Raw genomic sequence first — 17,582 nt, 5'->3', positions numbered from 1 at the left:
AAACCGGTTAAATGGATTGACGAGGTCCTGCAAATTGCGCTGCAATACGCGCCGGAGCCCTTGCCGGATGTGGCTCCGGAGATTGTCGCGAAGGATGAAAAACGCGAGTCCGATTCCAAGGAAAGAATTAGCACGCATTAGTACGTATTTGCCTGGGGGGCTTCCTTGACAGCTTTTTAGAGCCCTTGTTATAAAGCGGCTCTTAAGTGTCTGTAGGCCATTCAGCACTCGTTTTTGCTTTCACCAAAAAAACTTAGAATCATACTCAAATAGATATAAGGGGACTTAGAGTGAACAAGTCGGAACTGATTGATGCTATCGCTGCATCCGCTGATATCCCGAAAGCTGCTGCTGGCCGTGCGCTGGACGCTGTAATCGAATCCGTCACTGGCGCTCTCAAGGCTGGCGACTCTGTTGTTCTGGTTGGTTTCGGTACCTTCTCCGTAACTGATCGTCCAGCTCGCATTGGTCGTAACCCACAGACCGGTAAGACACTGGAAATCGCAGCAGCCAAAAAACCAGGCTTCAAAGCCGGTAAAGCACTGAAAGAAGCTGTCAACTAAGTTTGATTCAGGTTTTTGCCTATCCGGGTCGGGGTCATTCCTGACTTGGCAGCGGAGCGGTAGTTCAGTCGGTTAGAATACCGGCCTGTCACGCCGGGGGTCGCGGGTTCGAGTCCCGTCCGCTCCGCCAGTTACGAGAAGGCGCATCCTCGGATGCGCCTTTCTTCTATCCGGATTCTACCCACGCTCCACGGTTGCCTAATTTTGAAGTTCAACCGTTTATGGGGGACGCATGCTGCAGAATATCAGGGACAATTCACAAGGCTGGATTGCCAAGACCATTATCGGGGTCATCGTTGCACTGATGGCTTTGACCGGTTTCGACGCCATTTTTCAGGCCACGACCAACAAGAATGAAGCGGCGAAGGTCAACGGCGAAGAAATCAGCCAGAACGAGCTGAGTCAGGCGGTCGATATGCAACGCCGTCAACTCATGCAACAGCTGGGCAAGGATTTCGACGCTTCCTTGCTCGACGAAAAAATGCTGCGCGAATCGGCTCTCAAAGGCTTGATCGATCGCAAACTGCTGCTGCAAGGCGCAGAAAGCTCCAAGTTCGCTTTCTCCGAAGCGGCCCTGGATCAGGTCATCCTGCAAACCCCTGAATTCCAGGTGGATGGCAAGTTCAGTCCAGAGCGCTTCGATCAGGTCATTCGCCAACTGGGCTACAGCCGTATGCAATTCCGCCAGATGCTGGCTCAGGAAATGCTGATCGGTCAGTTGCGCGCCGGTGTGGCGGGCAGTGGTTTCGTCACGGATGCACAGGTAATGGCCTTCGCCCGTCTGGAAAAACAGACCCGCGATTTCGCTTCCCTGAACATCAAGGCCGACCCGGCAGCGGTGAAGCTGACTGACGACGAAGTCAAAGCGTATTACGACGAACACGCCAAGGAATTCATGACGCCGGATCAGGTGATCATCGATTACCTGGAGTTGAAGAAGGCTTCTTTCTTTGATCAGGTCAGCGTCAAGGACGAAGACCTGCAAGCGGCGTATCAGAAAGAAATCGCGAACCTGTCCGAGCAACGCCGGGCTGCGCACATTCTGATCGAAGTGAACGACAAGACTACCGAAGCTCAGGCCAAAACCAGGATTGACGAGATCCAGGCACGCCTGAACAAGGGTGAGAAGTTCGAAGCGCTGGCCAAGGAGTTCTCGCAGGATCCTGGTTCGGCGAACAACGGCGGTGATCTGGGTTATGCCGGTCCTGGCGTTTACGATCCTGTATTCGAAAAAGCGTTGTACTCGTTGAACAAGGACCAGGTTTCCGAGCCGGTTCGCACCGACTTCGGCTTTCACCTGATCAAGCTGCTGGGTGTGGAAGCGCCTGAAGTGCCGACGCTCGCCAGCCTGAAAGACAAGCTGACCCGTGAGCTGAAGGCCGCGCAGGTTGAGCAGCGTTTCGTCGAGGCGACCAAGCAACTGGAAGACGCTTCGTTCGAGGCTTCCGATCTGGCCCAGCCAGCGCAGGACTTGAAGTTGACCGTTCACACCTCCGCGCCGTTCGGCCGTGAAGGTGGTGAAGGCATTGCGGCCAACCGTGCCGTAGTCACGGCTGCGTTCAGCCCCGAAGTGTTGGATGAGGGTGCAAACAGCACCGCCATCGAGCTCGATCCGGAAACCGTAATCGTGCTGCGTGCCAAGGAACACCTCAAGCCTGCGCAACTGCCGCTGGAAAAAGTGTCAGCTGCCATTCGAGTGCAATTGACCAAAGAACACGCCAGTGCTGCTGCCAAGACCAAGGCTGAGGAGTTGATTGTCAGTCTGCGCGATGGCAAGACTGCGCTGGACAAGGCGATCGATGGTCAGACCTGGAAAGTGACTGAAGCGGCGACCCGCGCTCAGGAAGGGGTAGACCCTGCTGTGTTGCAAGCGCTGTTCCGCATGCCCAAGCCTGCCAGCAAGGACAAGCCGACGTTCAGCAGCGTGACCCTGCCTGATGGCAGCCTGGTGATCGTACGCCTCAATGGCGTGAATGAAGCAGCAGCACCTACCGAAGAAGAGAAGGCTCAATACCGTCGCTTCCTCGCGTCGCGTGTAGGCCAGCAAGACTTCGCGGCTTATCGCAAGCAGCTGGAAAGCCAGGCCGAGATCAAGCGTTTTTGATCCAGGTTTGAGTTGAGTCTCACAAAAACCCCGGCCCCGAAAGGTCGGGGTTTTTTGTTACATCTGCAACGACGAACGCGCGGGACGTTTGCCAAATATCGGAGTCAACACACCTGTAACTGTTTTAAGACACAATCGTTGCGCCGCTAAGCATCGATCTGTTGCACAATACGCCCCGAACCGTTTTTCTCAGGATGTTCAATGTTTAAATCATTTCCCATGCGGGTTGTCGGGCTGGCGTTGCTGCTGGCCACTGCTGCCGGTTGTTCGTCGAAGAAGACCGCCATCTATGAGCATGAGAATTTCGACGACTCCGGAACATTTTCCCGCAACTATCCGGTGACCGATTCTGCGTCTTGTGAAGCCGCTCGTCGGGCTTTGCTCAGCCAGGGTTACATCATCACCAGCAGCGATCCGAAATTGGTCAGCGGGCACAAGAGCTTCCAGCAGACCGGCGAGACCCACATGGAAATCAGTTTCAGTGTGGTCTGTGCCGAAGATGGTAGCGCCGGGCATCACGCCACCGTGTTCGCCAACGCCTTGCAAGACCAGTACGCACTGAAGAAAACCAACAACTCCGCCAGTCTTGGTGTCGGCGTGCTGGGGTCGGTGTCGATGCCGATCGGTTCGTCGGACGACTCGATGGTCAAGGTCGCGAGCGAAACCGTGACTTCCGCCAAGTTCTACGAGCGTTTCTTTGCCTTGGTCGAGCTGTTCCTGCCCAAGGAAGTAAAGGAAGCGGCGCACATTACCGAGAAACCGAAAACCGATCTGGGCGTTCCTGAGCCCAAGGCTGTACCGGCATCATTGGCCCCGGAAGCCGCCGCAGCGCCTGCACCCGCGGCCGAGGCACCCAAGGCCGCTGAAGTGGCGCCAGCCGCTTCTGAACCGGTAGCACCGCCGCCTGAGGCCGCACCGATCACCACCGCCCCGGCTTCGGAACCCGCCCCTGAGGCGCAAACCATCACGCCGCCTGCCAACCCCAGCGATTTGCCTGCGCCAAGTGAGCCGATTCAGGCGATGCCGGTTACTGGCCAGTAACATTTGCAAACATTGATACAGATCAAGCCAGGCCGCCGTTCGGCGGCCTGAATTAAAAAAGCCGCTGATAAATTCCTGATGCCCTGCTACGTTTTATTCAGAGGCGACGCAGAGTTGTGCCCGCGTCATTTTTCTTTCACACGGGCACCTTACCCTCGGAGTCGCTGATCACTGGGTCAGACGCAATTTCAACAAGCTGTGGGGGATTCGAAAATGGACGATTATCAAGAAGAGCTGCTCGAGTATCAGGCGTTTGAACTGGACCCACTGGAACCTGCCGAAGACGCTACCGAGCTGTAAGCCGTCAAGGCTTGCTGCTTTAAGCCGATTGCCTGTGGCTGCGGCGAAACTCGCCGGGAGTCTGGCTGGTCCAGCGTTTGAACGCGCGTTGAAACGCTTCGGCTGAGGCAAAGCCCAGCAGATAGGCGATTTCGCCGAACGCCAATTCAGTATCGCGAATGTAAGTCATGGCCAGGTCGCGACGGGTATCGTTGAGGATTGCACGAAATTGCGTGCCTTCTTCGGCGAGTTTGCGGCGCAAGGTCCAGGTGGGCAGCTTCAGGCGTGCCGCCACTTCTTCCAGGTCGGGTTCCCGGCCACCATTGAGCAATGGCCCCAGTAACTGAGTGATGCGTTCACGCAGGCTACGGGTGCGTGTCAGCTGCTCCAGTTCCCGTTCACACAAGCTCAGCAAGAGGCGCCAAGTGCTCGGGCAGTGCTCTGGATTGCGTTGGGCGAGGCTGGCCAGGCTCAGGCGCAATTGATTGTGTTCGGCACCAAATTGAATTGTGCAGTCGCCCAGCGCGTCGTAGGCGGCGCTGTAGTCGGGTGCTTCGAATTCGATGTCGATGCGTTCGGCGCTCAGTGGGGCAGGGCTCACACTGGACAACTGCTGCAACCAGCCCGCGAGGATAGAATCCACTACGAAACGGTTGTAGCTGTTGTAAGGGCTGATGGAGTAAAAGCGCAGCCAGGCTCCCTGCGGGTCTTCGTGAAAGCTTGAATGGCCGCGATAGTTGGACCCATACAAGGCTTCGAAGCGAATCAGGCAGCGCGCCGCCTCGCGTACCGTGGGTGCCTGGGCTGCCGTGATGCCCGCCAGGCCCGCTTGGCTGAGGCGGCTGAGTTGGCCCATGCGCAAGCCGAGCGCCGGGTTGCCGGTCAGCTGAATCGCACCATGTCCCAGACGCATGTAGCGCGGAATGGAAAGGCGCGCACCCGCTTCGCTGAGGCGGGCCGTGTCCAGGCCGTATTGCTCGAGCAGGGGCTGGGGGTCCGCATCGAAGCTGCGCACGGCGTCCGCCAGGCTATGAACGAAGCCCACCGATAAATCGCCGAGACGCATCGGCAATGGTTTCATGGCTTACAACCACAGGTTCAACAAACGCGCGCCGCGGGCATTGTCATCGGCAAAGTGTTGGCCGTTGCGGCTGAGAAAACTTTGCCCGGCGCTGGGCTGATCCCAGAACTGGCCGCGCAAGAACACGCTCATGCCGGCGATAGCCTGGCTGGAGGGCGCTTGAGTGGTCAGGGTCAAATGGTGCCACGCTTGGCCTTCGCTGAGCTCCCCGGGCTTGAGGCTGACAGAGCCGGGTGTCGATGAACCTTTGTAGCCGCGCCATGATTGATCCCAGGTGCCCCGGCCGACAACGAACGCCGGGACCGCGACGAGTTGTGCCCGTTCAGCGTCGAGCTTGCGGTAGTTGTCCGGGTACCAGCTGTCGCTGCCGATCAGCACGCCCAGACGCCCGGCCGGGGTGTCGACGACATTGAGCGCATGTTCGCCATTGGCCTTGATCGCATCCCGCTGTTCAAACACCGGATGCATCTGTCGCTGCGGCTGACCGATGGGCAAACCCTCGCGGCTGAATACCACACTGCTGTTATACAACGCGCCGCGACCGATTTTCAGTGTGCCGTCGATGACGCTGGGCTCGGGCAACACGATGGAGCCAGCCACCAGTGTCACGTCGAATTCTTTCGCCAGCCCGCCGAACAGCGCCTGATAGTCCTTGGCCATCCCTTTGGCTTTCATCCGCAAGTGAGCATCGTCCAGACGGCTGCTACCCTCGGCGCCGATCAGTGCCCGGACGAACTTCAACGGATTGCTCACGGCCAGCCAGTTCATGGCCTCCTTGAGTGTGGTGGCCTGGTACAACTCATCCTTTTCGCCGCTGACCATCAGCCACGTGCCGATATGCTCCGGCAGCACGACAATGGTTTTCGCATTCAACAAACCTTGATCCCGAGCCTTTTGCAGGTAAGCGGCGAGCTTGCGGTGCAAGCGTTCAGGGCTTTGATAGTCGGTTGGAAACAGCTCGGGCTGGATACCCAGCAAGTTGCCCCGATCAGCGGGCTGGCCCTGATCGACAGCGAGATCGATGCGCAGGTCCGAGAGGTAAAGGCCCATCGGGCGATCGGCGGCCCACATGGCGTAGGTTGTGAGGGCGGCGACCAGCGCCATGGATAAAGTCAGGTACAGAAGTTTGCGCATGGGGGAACAGTCAACGGCCGTATAAGGGCATGGTTTTTCAGTATGGATAGTATCGAAGGCTACGGCAAATCAATGGGTTGGTAAAAAATCCAGACAATCAGGGATATTTCCCTGCCAGTTGCCCCAAGTTGTGCACTCGGTCATCGCACAGGTTTCAATGCCAAAGACAAAACGGCAACGCCGCCCCTTGGGGCGGCGTTGTGATGTATCGGTGCGCAATGAAATCGCTTGAGTATCGCTTATTCATCAATTCCCACGGTAGGTGGAGAAGCCATAGGGGCTGAGCAGCAATGGGATGTGGTAGTGCGGGACGGTGCCGTCCACCTCGAAAATGACGGGTACTTCCGGAAAGAAACTGGACGTCTTATGCGCCTTGAACCACTCACCGGTCTTGAAGGTGACACGGTAAGTTCCTTTCTCCAGACCCCGACCTTGCGGATACAGCCCGGTGATGCGGCCTTGCTCATTGGTTGCCGCGCTGTTGAGCAGGTCCCAGGTTTTTCCATCCTGTTTTTCCAAAGTGACATTCACTCCAGGGGAGGGCAGGCCATCCTGCAAGTTGAGTACATGCACGCTCAATGGATTGGCTGCCGCTGCCGCCAGGGTTGAAAGGGCACTCAATACAGCGCCAACGAAGAAACTTTTCAATACAGTCATGGTGATGTCCTTAGTTTTTAACGGCAGGTAAAACTTTGTTGATAGCGACCACTGCACAACCTTCATCGTTTGCAGCGCCACCCGCACCGGCCACTCCGATGGCGCCGATGACCTCACCATCGAATTGCAATGGCACGCCTCCGCCGAGCAGCAACAGCTCATCAAGGGTGTTGAGGTTTTGTGCATCTGGATTAGCGCGAGCGCGTTCGGTTAACAACCGCGTCGGTGTCTTGGTCGACAGCGCGGTATAGGCTTTGCGTTGCGCGGCTGACGTGTTGTGCGGGCCAACATTGTCATCGCGTTGCACGGCAACCAGATTGCCGCCACGGTCAACAACGGCGGCAACGGCTGTGCGCCCCTCGGCGTGGCAAGCCGTCAGCGCGGCATTAAGCAAATCGTTGGCCATTGCAAGTGACACGTCCTTGCGCTGTGCAACCTGATCCGGGGCTGCAACGGCGAACGCAGAGCTCATTGCGAGTGTGAGCAGCAATGAAGTCGATAGGCTTGTAGGCATGCGGTTTCCTTGGCTGAGTCTGTTTGAGTCATTGACAGACATCATGACCAGTGCACCCCGTCAGAATGATTGCCTGCGGATTACCAATATGTAATGTGAGAAATCAGCGAAGCGGGCTAGCCTGTGCTCCAGTTTTGGAGGAAAAAATGCGTATCCTGGTGGTTGAAGATGAAACGAAAATGGCGGATTACCTGCGCAAAGCCCTGACTGAATCAGGCTATGCGGTAGAGATCGCTCTTGACGGGCTGGACGGCCAGCATTTGGCGCAGGAGAGTGAGTTCGACCTGATCATTCTGGATGTCATGCTGCCAGGGTTGGATGGCTGGCAATTACTGCAAATCATCCGGCGCAAATGGCAGACTCCAGTGCTGTTCCTCACCGCGCGCGACTCGGTTGATGATCGGGTCAAAGGGCTGGAGTTGGGGGCCGATGATTATCTGGTGAAACCTTTTTCCTATGCCGAGTTGTTGGCCCGCGTACGCACTTTGCTACGCCGTGGTCCGCCTCGCGAAGTCGAGCATTTTGTGGCTGGCGACCTGAGCCTGGACTTGTTGCGCCGCAAGGTCATGCGCAACGGAGAGCGCCTCACCCTGACCAACAAGGAATTCGCCCTGCTGCATCTGCTGCTCAGTCGTGAAGGGGAAGTCCTGTCGCGCTCGCTGATTGCCTCCCAGATCTGGCAGATGAACTTTGACAGTGACACCAATGTGGTCGATGTCGCCATCCGTCGACTGCGAGCCAAGGTTGACGATCCTTACACGCTGAAGTTGATCCACACAGTGCGTGGTATCGGTTACATGCTCGAGGTGCAATCCTGAATCTGTATCCGCGCACCCTGAGCCTGCGTCTGGCGATCATGTTCGCACTGGTCAGCGGGCTGTTGCTGGGCTCCCTTGGTTTTTATCTTTATCAATCGTTACAGCGAGAAATTGCCTGGCGCGATGACCAGGCCCTGCTGGGGCGGCTGGAGCGCATGCAAGCATTGATCAGCGATAGCGACAGCATCGAGCAACTGCGAGGGCGGCCCAAGCTCTACGAAAACATGTTGGGCAATAACGACAATCTGCTATGGATCGTCGATGACACCGGCAAGGTGTTGATCGAAATCAACCCAGTGCGTATGACCTTGCCAACGCTGCCGGCTGCACCCCAGGCTCGCCTCGGTGACGGTCACGCGCCTGAATCAGTGCGGCTTGCCTGGCGGGATGTCATGCAGGGTGATCGCGGCTTGACCCTGATCGCTGGCAAGTTGTTGAGTGAGCGCGACCAGATGCTGGGTGCTTATCGACTCAAGCTCTGGCTGGCCATGTCCGTCGGTGCGCTGTTGGCTTTTGCATTCGGCTGGTGGGTGAGTCAACGAGGCTTGCACCCCGTGCGCCTGCTGGCAAAACGCGCCGCCGGAATTGACGTGCAGCATTTGCATCTGCGGCTGGATGAGTTCAATGAATTGAATGAACTCAAAGTGCTCTGTAATGCCCTCAACCAAATGCTTGCCCGCCTTGAGGATGGATTCGCCCAGCTTTCACGTTTCTCGGAAGACCTGGCCCACGAGATGCGAACCCCGCTTGGCAACCTGATGGGACATACCCAGCAAGCCCTGAGGCGCAGCCGCTCTATCGAGGACTATCAGAATCTGCTGGTTTCCAATCAGGAAGAGTATGAAAGGCTGGCGCGAATGATCGACAGCATGCTGTTTCTCGCTCGCACCGAGCAGCCAAACGCTGGCGTTAAATTTGAGCACATCAACCTGCACGATCTGGTTGAGCAGCTATGTGAGTATTTCGAAGGCGTGGCCCAAGAGCGAGATGTGCAGCTGCTAAACCTGGCCCGGGATCAGTTGCTGGGTGATCCAGACTTGATCCGTCGAGCATTGGCTAACTTGCTGGCCAATGCCTTGCGCTACGCAAATCCTGCGTCTGCAGTGACGATCAGCAGCAGGGTTTCTGAGCACAAGCTAAAAATCACGGTGAATAACCAAGGGGAGCCGATTGCCGCAGAGCATCTTCCACGATTGTTTGAGCGCTTTTATCGATGCGACCCGTCACGTAATCAGCCCGACGATTCCGGGGGACTGGGGTTGGCCATTGTTCGCTCAATCATGCAACTGCATGGCGGTTGTGTAACCGTTGAAAGCACTGAAGCGGGTACGAGCTTTCATTTGGAATTTCCCTTGAAAAGCACTTGAGCGGTCTTCGCTGACATTCAGCTTCGACTTGTCGACCGTACGCCGTGATGAATTCCTCCCATGTCTCGGAACCGCGCGCTCGTGCGGCGAAGCCTGGCCTCACGGACGGTCAAGCTTCATCGATCCAGGTGCACTTACAGTGATTCCCCGGCATCCAGTTTGGCGAGCAGGATCTGTCCACGTTGCCAGAGTTCTTGCTGCTTGAGGTCAGGCATGCGTCCGAGGTTTTTGTAAACCATGCCCATCCGTTGGTTACCGCGCAGAAGATCACCATGGCGCATCAAAAAATGCCAATAGAGCGCGTTGAAGGGGCAGGCGTCTTCCGTGGTGCTTTCACTCACTTTGTACGCGCAGTCTCGGCAATAGTCAGACATGCGTTTTATGTACTGGCCACTGGCGCAGTAGGGTTTTGAACCCAGGTATCCGCCATCCGCGTGCATGACCATGCCCAGCGTATTGGGGAGTTCGACCCAGTCGAAGGCGTCCATATAGATCGCCAGGTACCACTCGCAAATCTGGCTCGGCGCGATACCGGCGAGCAGGGCAAAGTTGCCGGTGACCATCAGCCGTTGGATGTGATGGGCATAGGCATGTTCCAGGCTTTGGCCGATGGCTTGACGCATGCAGTTCATTTGCGTTTTGCCGGTCCAGTAGAACTGCGGCAGTGGCCTGCTATTGCCGAAGACATTGCCGTTGGCGTAGTCAGGCATCTTCAGCCAATAGACACCTCTGACATATTCCCGCCAGCCAATCAGTTGGCGGATAAAACCCTCCGCGGCATTCAACGCAATCCGCCCCGACCAATAGGCCGACTCCACATCGGTGCACAACTGGCGGACGTCCAACAGACCGATATTGAGCGCCGCGCTTATTCGGGCGTGAAACAGAAACGGTTCGCCGCTGGCCATCGCATCCTGATAATCGCCGAACCCGGCCAGGCCAAAATCCAGAAAGTATTCCCATAACACCTGGGCATCAGCGTGGGTCACCGGATAGTCGAACGCCTCCAGGGAACCGTAGTGGTTGTCGAAGCGTTGCCGCACCAGCGCAATCACTTGCTGAGTGATTACGTCCGCGGAAAAACGTGCTGGATAGGGCGCTTTCACGCCTTTTGGCAACGCCTTGCGGTTGTCCGCATCAAAGTTCCAGGCGCCACCGACGGGGCTGCCGTCGCCATTGAGCAACACACCAGTTTTGCGACGCATCTCCCGATAAAAGAACTCCATGCGCAGCTGCTTTTTACCGTCCGCCCACGCAGAAAATTCGTCGCGGCTGCAGAGAAAGCGGGTGTCGGCATGCCACTCAATTGACAGGCCGCAAGCCTTGAGCGACTGCTCGAGACGCCAGTCACCGCACTCGGTCAAGTGCAGTTCAGCCGGCTCCAGCAATGCGTGCCAACGCGTCAATTCGCCCGGCACCGAGCCGGTATTGTGCGGGTCATCAAGGGGTACGTACTGCACACGAATGCCGCGCTGCTGCAACGCTTCGGCAAAGTGGCGCATAGCGCTGAAGATAAGGGCGATTTTTTGTGGGTGATGGGGCACATGGCTGGCTTCCTCCATCACCTCGACCAGCAACACCGTATCGTGCTCGGCGTCCAGGCCTTGCAAAGAGGCGAGGTCGAACGATAACTGGTCGCCCAGAACCAGACACAGACGGCGGGAGGTTTTCATGCGAGATGATCCAGATGCATCCACCTCAAAATGGCTCCTTGAGTGAAAAAGGAATGCGCAACGAATCTATGGGACCTTCACGTACGCCGCACATTTCATCGTGCACGCACTGCTGCACCAGTACGCAGGGAAAAGGTGGAACCAGTTGCAGCAAATCACGCAGGTGACTGACGGAACGAAGGTGCAGTGGTTGCGCGGCATCGTTGAGCAGCGTGAACTGCCCATGATCCTGCGTGACGCGCGCCAGATAAATACCCCCCTCCAGCGACAGCAGCTCCAGCTCCCGGATTTCGCCCTTCGAGGCTTGCTCGATCAACGTTTGCAGATTCAAGGTGTACTCCTTGCCTACCAGGGCAGGCGTTCTCCGTTGTAAGCAAAGAAATCGCCGCTGTCGGCTGGCGCCAAGCGGTCAATCAGTGACAACAATTCTCGGGCAGCAATGCTTGCGGGCCTGGCAGCAGAGGCACCCCGAAAGGGCTGTGACAGGCCTGAAATAACAGTGCCAGGATGAAGGCTCAGCAAGCGGGTCTGAGGACGGGTGCGAGCCAGTTCGATTGCTGCCGTTTTGATCAGCATGTTCAACGCCGCCTTGGAGGCGCGATAGGCATACCAACCGCCCAGCCGGTTATCCCCGATGCTGCCGACCTTGGCGGAGAGCACCGCCATCGCGCCTTGTGGATCAAGCAAGGGCAGGAAGTGGCGCAATACCAGAGCAGGGCCGAGCGTGTTGACCTGGAAAACCGCCTGAAATTGTGCCGCTTCAATCGCGGCGTAACTTTTTTCAGGCTTGATTTCGTCGCGATGGAGCAGGCCAGCGGCATGCACGATCAACTGATACGGCGCTTCGGCCGCTAATTCGGCGGCGGCCCTGCCGATACTCTCGGGCGCTTCCAGATCCAGTGGCGGAACACTCTGGCGTCCCAGCTCGCGAACACTCGCACAACGTGGATCGGCGTGGAGCCATTGGCAAAAAGCCGCGCCGAGTGCTCCGCTCGCACCGATCACTAAGGCATGGTAGCCATCGCCAAGGGAGTTCATCGTGAAGGACGTGTTCATTAGCCTCTCCCACCGACAAGCGTGATTGCTTGCGCACGTTAACGACGGCGCCCGATCAGTTGCAGGAACTCCTGACGCGTCGTGGACGACTCGCGAAAGGCGCCCAGCATCACCGAGGAAGTCATTACCGAGTTTTGCTTTTCTACGCCGCGCATCATCATGCACATGTGCTGTGCTTCGATGACCACCGCCACCCCGGCGGCATCGGTGATGTGCTGGATGGCGTCGGCAATCTGCTTTGTCAGATTTTCCTGAATCTGTAAGCGACGGGCGAACATATCGACCACTCGCGCAACCTTCGAAAGGCCCAGGACACGCCCGGTGGGGATGTAAGCCACATGCGCCTTGCCGATGAAGGGCAGCATGTGGTGCTCGCACAATGAATACAGTTCGATGTCGCGCACGATGACCATTTCATCGTTTTGCGACTCGAACAGCGCGCCATTGATCACCTCTTCCAGGTTCATCGTGTAGCCATTGCACAGGTACTGCATGGCTTTGGCGGCGCGTTTGGGCGTGTCCAGCAGTCCTTCACGCTCAGGGTTCTCGCCAACGCCGACGAGAATTTCACGGTAATGCTCGGTTAGAAATGGGTCCACGTTGATGTTCTCAGCGATGCTGCATTTCATGAAAGGGACACCCCCGGCAGCAGGGGCGCGCTGGCTGAGAAATTTGATTTCCCGGGCACAGAGCGGGCATTCACCGTCGAAGTAAAGCGTGAGTGGTCACCGCTTTTTATTGTACATGACGGTTAATGTTGTATAGGTCTTGTATAAGATAGGCCGAAAAAAACCGGCTGACAATGGTCGCCACGCTGCACAAATCATTGGGAGACGCACGCATAGGCCACATCCTTGGACGCCGGGCCTTGAAAACTGAAGATGGGCTCGGTGCCGAGGGTAGGGGCTTGCCGGCTCTCGCCAAGACCTGCTGCTCATTTCGATCATTAAGTTGTCAGTTTTGGTCATTGAGCGGCCGCTGGACTGCTCATAGTCTGTAACCCATGACAGAGGGGCGCCAAAGAGCGCTCACACTTTTCCGTGATCGCTCGTTGTGGAGTTACCGATGACCGCCGCTCATTACCCGCACCTGTTGGCCCCGCTGGACCTGGGTTTTACCACGTTGCGCAACCGCACCCTGATGGGTTCGATGCACACCGGCCTTGAAGAAAAACCAGGTGGTTTCGAGCGCATGGCGGCGTACTTTGCCGAACGTGCCCGGGGTGGGGTCGGCCTGATGGTCACCGGCGGTATCGGCCCGAACGATGAGGGTGGCGTTTACTCTGGCGCGGCCAAGCTGACGACCGAGGAAGAAGCGCTCAAGCACCGGATCGTTACCCGTGCGGTGCACGAGGCGGGCGGCAAGATCTGCATGCAGATTCTCCACGCCGGCCGTTACGCGTATAGCCCGAAGCAGGTCGCGCCAAGCGCCATTCAAGCGCCGATCAACCCGTTCAAGCCTAAAGAGCTGGACGAGGAAGGCATCGAGAAACAGATCCGCGATTTCGTCACCTGCTCGACCCTGGCGCAACAGGCCGAGTACGACGGCGTCGAAATCATGGGTTCGGAAGGTTATTTCATTAACCAGTTCCTCGCGGCCCACACCAACCACCGCACTGACCGCTGGGGCGGCAGCTACGAAAACCGCATGCGCCTGCCGGTGGAAATCGTCCGTCGGGTGCGTGAGGCCGTTGGCCCGAACTTCATCATCATTTTCCGTCTGTCGATGCTCGATCTGGTCGAGGGCGGCAGTACCTGGGACGAAATCGTGCTGTTGGCCAAGGCCATCGAGCAGGCGGGTGCGACGATCATCAACACCGGTATCGGCTGGCACGAAGCGCGAATTCCGACCATCGCCACCAAGGTGCCGCGTGCGGCATTCAGTAAAGTCACCGCCAAGCTGCGCGGTTCGGTGAACATTCCGCTGATCACTACCAACCGCATCAATACCCCGGAAGTGGCCGAGCAGATCCTGGCCGAAGGCGATGCCGACATGGTGTCCATGGCGCGGCCGTTCCTCGCCGACCCTGACTTCGTCAACAAGGCTGCTGAAGGCCGCGCTGATGAAATCAACACGTGCATCGGTTGCAACCAGGCGTGCCTGGACCACACCTTCGGCGGCAAGCTGACCAGTTGCCTGGTCAACCCGCGTGCCTGCCACGAAACCGAACTCAACTACGTGCCGGTCCGGCAGGTCAAGAAGATCGCTGTGGTCGGTGCCGGTCCTGCGGGGCTTTCCGCCGCCACCGTGGCAGCCGAGCGCGGCCATCAGGTGACGCTGTTCGATTCGGCCAGCGAGATCGGCGGTCAGTTCAATGTGGCCAAACGTGTGCCGGGCAAGGAAGAGTTCTTCGAGACCCTGCGTTATTTCGCTCGCAAATTGCAGACCACCAACGTCGAGGTGTGCCTGAACACTCGCGTGGATGTGGCGAAGCTGGTTGAGGGCGGTTTCGACGAGATCATCCTCGCGACGGGGATCGCGCCAAGGACTCCGGCGATTCCGGGCGTCGAGAACGCCAAGGTTTTGAGCTACCTGGACGTGCTTCTGCAACGCAAGCCTGTAGGCAAGCGCGTAGCAGTGATCGGTGCCGGCGGCATCGGCTTCGACGTCTCGGAATTCCTCGTTCACCAGGGCCAGGCCACCAGTCTGAATCGCGACGAGTTCTGGAAAGAGTGGGGCATCGACACACACCTCCAAGCGCGCGGCGGTGTGGCCGGGATCAAGGCTGCACCCCATGCACCGGCCCGTGATGTATTCCTGCTGCAACGCAAGAAATCCAAGGTCGGCGACGGCTTGGGCAAGACCACCGGCTGGATTCACCGCACCGGTCTGAAGAACAAGCAGGTGCAAATGCTCAATAGCGTCGAGTACTTGAAGATCGACGATGAAGGCCTGCACATTCGCATCGGTGAAACCGGTGAGCCACAAGTATTGCCGGTGGACAACATCGTGATCTGCGCCGGGCAGGACCCGCTGCGTGAGCTGCAGGATGGCCTGCTGGCGGCGGGCCAGAACGTGCACCTGATCGGCGGCGCGGATGTCGCGGCGGAGCTGGATGCCAAGCGGGCGATCAATCAGGGTTCGCGGTTGGCGGCTGAGTTGTAATTTGCAGGTTTAGCCTACCCATGGCCATCGCGAGCCTGCTCGCGATGGCTGCCTTTGAGCGACTAGAATGCTGGCTCTTTACCCAGAACCGGCAGCGATGCATTTCTCCTTTAGCGACTGGCTCCCTGAAGCCCCTCTCCAACGCCTCCACCTCGACTGGCTGACCACAGCCGGCATCGAAGTCGCGATCCTGCGTCTGGACCAGATCGATCCGCTGATCAGTGGCAACAAATGGTTCAAGCTGATCGAACACCTCAACATTGCTGCACAGTCCGGCGCCAAAGGCATCATCAGCCTGGGTGGGGCTCACTCCAATCATTTGCATGCACTGGCGGCGGCCGGCCAACGATTTGGCTTTTGCACCGTAGGCCTGTTGCGTGGGCACCCTCAGGAAACCCCTACGGTGAGGGACTTGCAGGCATTCGGCATGCAATTGCACTGGCTGGGTTATGGCGGTTATCGGGCGCGGCATGCAGCGGATTTCTGGGTGCCATGGAAAGCCCGCTATCCCGACCTGCAACCTGTACCGGAAGGTGGCGGCGGTTTGCCTGGGGCGCGTGGCTGCATGCAGCTCAAGGCTCAGGTCTGCAAGCAATTGAGCGCTCTGGGCTGGAGCGATTACGATGGTTGGTGGCTGGCCTGCGGGACAGGAACGACCTTGGCCGGATTGGTACTGGCCGAAGCGGGGGAGCATCAGGTGTACGGTGCACTGGCGGTGCCTGACGATCATGGTGTGAGGCAGCAGGTTGAAGTGATTCTCGAGGAGGCGGGTTTGACAGAACCGGCTTATGAATTACTCGACGCCAGTCGTGGCGGTTTCGCCAAAGTCGATCCGTCGCTGCTCGAATTCATCACGCAAACAGAGCAGGCCTGCGCAATCCCGTTGGAACCGCTTTACACCGGCAAGGCATTGCTGGTGCTCAGGCAGCAGGTCGAAGCAGGCACATTCAAAAAGGGTGCACGCCTGATCTTCGTTCATACCGGCGGTTTGCAGGGGCGCCGTGGATTTCAGTGAGTCAGGACGGTTAAGTCACCACACGCTGGCGAAAATGAGCGATCAGATGTAGGCCGATTCTGTTTGTGCTGTATTTTCAGTTTTATGCTTGAGTGATAAAGACCGTTGATTAATATTGGTCGGGCATGGCCGTTATTTAAAGCGAATAACAGTTTTTGGCAGTTAAAATCTTGTAATCAAAGGAATGAGCATGAACGAAAACATGAATGGAGTCCGTGGTGAAGTAACTGAGTACACGTGGGGAAGATTGTGGTCCGACGGGACTCGGGAGTTTAACAATGGCGCCCTTTTGTATGCGGACGGTTCACTCGAGTTTGATGGCCTGACGTTCTATCCTGATGGGGTTATCATCGATGCGGCGGGGCGGCAGGTCGGCCTGGCCGAGCCCATCGACGAGACGCAAGATCTTGGGCAACCAGCGATTGACGAAGAGCCAGGTTCTGTCGAACAAGAGGAAGTGGAAGATGCCGCGAGTCCAGTGGATGAACTTCAAGCGTTGAATATTGAAGATTCGGATGACGTTGAGAGTTACATGTCTCTCGGTGGCGATGAACGTTAATTGATATTGCAATAGTTCAAGTTAAAAAGAGCCGTAGCACTCTGCTGAGTACTACGGCTTTTCTTTATTGATTTTGCGGCATCTCGCCGTTGGCCAGACGTTTGTTGATATCGGCGATCACTTCCGGCAAGTCGGTGATGGTATCGATCATGTAGTGCGGGCGTGAGCCTTCGAACAATGCATGAATGCGCTTGCGTTCGCTGGCAAGTTTGTCGCTGGCCAGTGCGCGATAACCTTCGTAGTCCAGGCCCAGTGCATTGCCCGAGCAAATCAGTGCCACGGTCCACATGCCGGCGCGACGGCCTTCGAGAATGCCCGGTACGGTGTCGTCGATTTTTACGCAGGCTGCGACATCGTCGATGCCCAGGGCAATCACGTTGGCCAGCGCCTGAGCCGGCCATGGGCGGCCATTCGGTACCTCGTCAGTGGCGACCACGTGGTCAGCGACGTAACCGTTGGTGGCGGCCAGTTCGACGACTTTATCCATGACTTGTTTTGGATAGCCGGAGCAGGAGCCGATCTTGATCCCTTGCTGGCGCAGGTTGGCAATGGTGTCCAGAGCGCCGGGAATCAGTGCCGAGTGCTCGGCGATTTTTTCGATCTGCAGCGGCATGAA

The 17,582-nt window shown here is 57.5% G+C and carries 18 protein-coding genes and 1 tRNA gene; 10 read left to right on the top strand and 9 right to left on the bottom strand.

Annotation, left to right across the window (positions count from 1 at the left end; genetic code table 11):
- From D8U18_RS28915 to D8U18_RS01745, 5 genes are all read left to right on the top strand, one after another.
- Window positions 1-141, top strand: a 141-nt coding sequence (locus D8U18_RS28915; RefSeq protein ID WP_241664273.1) for a hypothetical protein, incomplete at its 5' end; no start/stop codon positions are given.
- 149 nt (window positions 142-290) lie between these two features.
- Window positions 291-563 carry an HU family DNA-binding protein gene (locus D8U18_RS01760; protein WP_002552737.1) on the top strand — a complete coding sequence of 91 codons (273 nt, stop codon included), beginning with the start codon at window positions 291-293 and terminating at the stop codon, window positions 561-563.
- A 53-nt stretch (window positions 564-616) separates the two neighbouring features.
- Window positions 617-693, top strand: a tRNA-Asp gene (locus tag D8U18_RS01755).
- Window positions 694-795: 102 nt separating this feature from the next.
- Window positions 796-2,667, top strand: coding sequence for a SurA N-terminal domain-containing protein (locus D8U18_RS01750; protein WP_056854738.1), 1,872 nt, complete (start codon window positions 796-798; stop codon window positions 2,665-2,667).
- A 201-nt stretch (window positions 2,668-2,868) separates the two neighbouring features.
- Window positions 2,869-3,708 carry a DUF2242 domain-containing protein gene (locus tag D8U18_RS01745; protein ID WP_130904244.1) on the top strand — a complete coding sequence of 280 codons (840 nt, stop codon included), beginning with the start codon at window positions 2,869-2,871 and terminating at the stop codon, window positions 3,706-3,708.
- Between the two features lie 319 nt (window positions 3,709-4,027).
- On the opposite strand, the gene D8U18_RS01740 is transcribed toward D8U18_RS01745, so the two are convergent.
- The 4 genes from D8U18_RS01740 to D8U18_RS01725 all read right to left on the bottom strand — a co-directional run bounded on the left by D8U18_RS01740 (window position 4,028) and on the right by D8U18_RS01725 (window position 7,331).
- On the bottom strand, window positions 4,028-5,068 hold the full coding sequence (locus D8U18_RS01740) for an AraC family transcriptional regulator (RefSeq protein WP_130907302.1): 1,041 nt from the start codon (window positions 5,066-5,068) through the stop codon (window positions 4,028-4,030).
- A 3-nt stretch (window positions 5,069-5,071) separates the two neighbouring features.
- Window positions 5,072-6,202 carry a nitrilase-related carbon-nitrogen hydrolase gene (locus D8U18_RS01735; protein ID WP_131106875.1) on the bottom strand — a complete coding sequence of 377 codons (1,131 nt, stop codon included), beginning with the start codon at window positions 6,200-6,202 and terminating at the stop codon, window positions 5,072-5,074.
- Between the two features lie 246 nt (window positions 6,203-6,448).
- The gene (uraH, locus tag D8U18_RS01730) at window positions 6,449-6,859 is read right to left on the bottom strand and encodes a hydroxyisourate hydrolase (RefSeq protein WP_056854734.1); all 411 of its coding nucleotides are present in this window, start codon (window positions 6,857-6,859) and stop codon (window positions 6,449-6,451) included.
- A gap of 10 nt (window positions 6,860-6,869) precedes the next feature.
- Window positions 6,870-7,331: a heme-binding protein gene (locus D8U18_RS01725; protein ID WP_241664272.1), complete on the bottom strand. Its 462-nt coding sequence runs from the start codon at window positions 7,329-7,331 to the stop codon at window positions 6,870-6,872.
- Window positions 7,332-7,519: 188 nt separating this feature from the next.
- Here D8U18_RS01725 and D8U18_RS01720 point away from each other — a divergent pair, with 188 nt between their 5' ends.
- Together D8U18_RS01720 and D8U18_RS01715 are read left to right on the top strand one after the other, a co-directional pair.
- Window positions 7,520-8,191 carry a heavy metal response regulator transcription factor gene (locus tag D8U18_RS01720; RefSeq protein ID WP_131106874.1) on the top strand — a complete coding sequence of 224 codons (672 nt, stop codon included), beginning with the start codon at window positions 7,520-7,522 and terminating at the stop codon, window positions 8,189-8,191.
- Entirely contained in the window at window positions 8,188-9,558 is a 1,371-nt protein-coding gene (locus D8U18_RS01715) for a heavy metal sensor histidine kinase (RefSeq protein WP_131106873.1), read from the top strand. The genes D8U18_RS01720 and D8U18_RS01715 overlap by 4 nt, the downstream gene beginning before the upstream one ends.
- A gap of 134 nt (window positions 9,559-9,692) precedes the next feature.
- Here the strand turns inward: D8U18_RS01715 and D8U18_RS01710 are convergent, their stop codons facing one another.
- From D8U18_RS01710 to folE, 4 genes are read right to left on the bottom strand one after another with little or no spacing between them, the layout of a single operon-like run.
- A complete protein-coding gene (locus D8U18_RS01710; RefSeq protein ID WP_131106872.1) occupies window positions 9,693-11,231 on the bottom strand; it encodes a cryptochrome/photolyase family protein in 1,539 nt (512 codons plus the stop codon).
- Between the two features lie 25 nt (window positions 11,232-11,256).
- On the bottom strand, window positions 11,257-11,562 hold the full coding sequence (locus tag D8U18_RS01705) for a DUF6482 family protein (RefSeq protein WP_056854729.1): 306 nt from the start codon (window positions 11,560-11,562) through the stop codon (window positions 11,257-11,259).
- A gap of 14 nt (window positions 11,563-11,576) precedes the next feature.
- Window positions 11,577-12,287, bottom strand: coding sequence for an SDR family oxidoreductase (locus D8U18_RS01700; protein ID WP_056854728.1), 711 nt, complete (start codon window positions 12,285-12,287; stop codon window positions 11,577-11,579).
- A 38-nt stretch (window positions 12,288-12,325) separates the two neighbouring features.
- The gene (gene folE / locus D8U18_RS01695; protein WP_131106877.1) at window positions 12,326-12,886 is read right to left on the bottom strand and encodes a GTP cyclohydrolase I FolE; all 561 of its coding nucleotides are present in this window, start codon (window positions 12,884-12,886) and stop codon (window positions 12,326-12,328) included.
- A 466-nt stretch (window positions 12,887-13,352) separates the two neighbouring features.
- Between folE and D8U18_RS01690 the strand changes: the two genes are divergently transcribed.
- The 3 genes from D8U18_RS01690 to D8U18_RS01680 all read left to right on the top strand — a co-directional run bounded on the left by D8U18_RS01690 (window position 13,353) and on the right by D8U18_RS01680 (window position 16,966).
- Window positions 13,353-15,392 (top strand): NADPH-dependent 2,4-dienoyl-CoA reductase, encoded by a 2,040-nt coding sequence (locus D8U18_RS01690; RefSeq protein ID WP_056854681.1) that lies wholly within the window; start codon window positions 13,353-13,355, stop codon window positions 15,390-15,392.
- Between the two features lie 97 nt (window positions 15,393-15,489).
- Entirely contained in the window at window positions 15,490-16,407 is a 918-nt protein-coding gene (locus D8U18_RS01685) for a pyridoxal-phosphate dependent enzyme (RefSeq protein WP_131106876.1), read from the top strand.
- A gap of 190 nt (window positions 16,408-16,597) precedes the next feature.
- The gene (locus D8U18_RS01680) at window positions 16,598-16,966 is read left to right on the top strand and encodes a hypothetical protein (RefSeq protein ID WP_130904262.1); all 369 of its coding nucleotides are present in this window, start codon (window positions 16,598-16,600) and stop codon (window positions 16,964-16,966) included.
- A 64-nt stretch (window positions 16,967-17,030) separates the two neighbouring features.
- On the opposite strand, the gene D8U18_RS01675 is transcribed toward D8U18_RS01680, so the two are convergent.
- Window positions 17,031-17,582: HAD-IA family hydrolase (locus D8U18_RS01675; protein WP_131106871.1), on the bottom strand; the 552-nt coding region annotated here is incomplete at its 5' end.

This window comes from Pseudomonas sp. Sample_10, assembly GCF_004321495.1.
Taxonomy (GTDB): Bacteria; Pseudomonadota; Gammaproteobacteria; order Pseudomonadales; family Pseudomonadaceae; genus Aquipseudomonas.
The sequence above is the reverse complement of the archived record's forward strand: the minus strand, read 5'-3'. Positions and strand labels throughout refer to the sequence as shown.

Coding starts and splice junctions, on each gene's coding strand:
- D8U18_RS01750 (WP_056854738.1), top strand. CDS start 796: ATGCTGCAGAATATCAGGGACAATTCACAAGGCTGGATTGCCAAGACC.
- D8U18_RS01745 (WP_130904244.1), top strand. CDS start 2,869: ATGTTTAAATCATTTCCCATGCGGGTTGTCGGGCTGGCGTTGCTGCTG.
- D8U18_RS01740 (WP_130907302.1), bottom strand. CDS start 5,068: ATGAAACCATTGCCGATGCGTCTCGGCGATTTATCGGTGGGCTTCGTT.
- D8U18_RS01735 (WP_131106875.1), bottom strand. CDS start 6,202: ATGCGCAAACTTCTGTACCTGACTTTATCCATGGCGCTGGTCGCCGCC.
- uraH (WP_056854734.1), bottom strand. CDS start 6,859: ATGACTGTATTGAAAAGTTTCTTCGTTGGCGCTGTATTGAGTGCCCTT.
- D8U18_RS01725 (WP_241664272.1), bottom strand. CDS start 7,331: ATGAGCTCTGCGTTCGCCGTTGCAGCCCCGGATCAGGTTGCACAGCGC.
- D8U18_RS01720 (WP_131106874.1), top strand. CDS start 7,520: ATGCGTATCCTGGTGGTTGAAGATGAAACGAAAATGGCGGATTACCTG.
- D8U18_RS01710 (WP_131106872.1), bottom strand. CDS start 11,231: ATGAAAACCTCCCGCCGTCTGTGTCTGGTTCTGGGCGACCAGTTATCG.
- D8U18_RS01700 (WP_056854728.1), bottom strand. CDS start 12,287: ATGAACACGTCCTTCACGATGAACTCCCTTGGCGATGGCTACCATGCC.
- D8U18_RS01690 (WP_056854681.1), top strand. CDS start 13,353: ATGACCGCCGCTCATTACCCGCACCTGTTGGCCCCGCTGGACCTGGGT.
- D8U18_RS01685 (WP_131106876.1), top strand. CDS start 15,490: ATGCATTTCTCCTTTAGCGACTGGCTCCCTGAAGCCCCTCTCCAACGC.
- D8U18_RS01680 (WP_130904262.1), top strand. CDS start 16,598: ATGAACGAAAACATGAATGGAGTCCGTGGTGAAGTAACTGAGTACACG.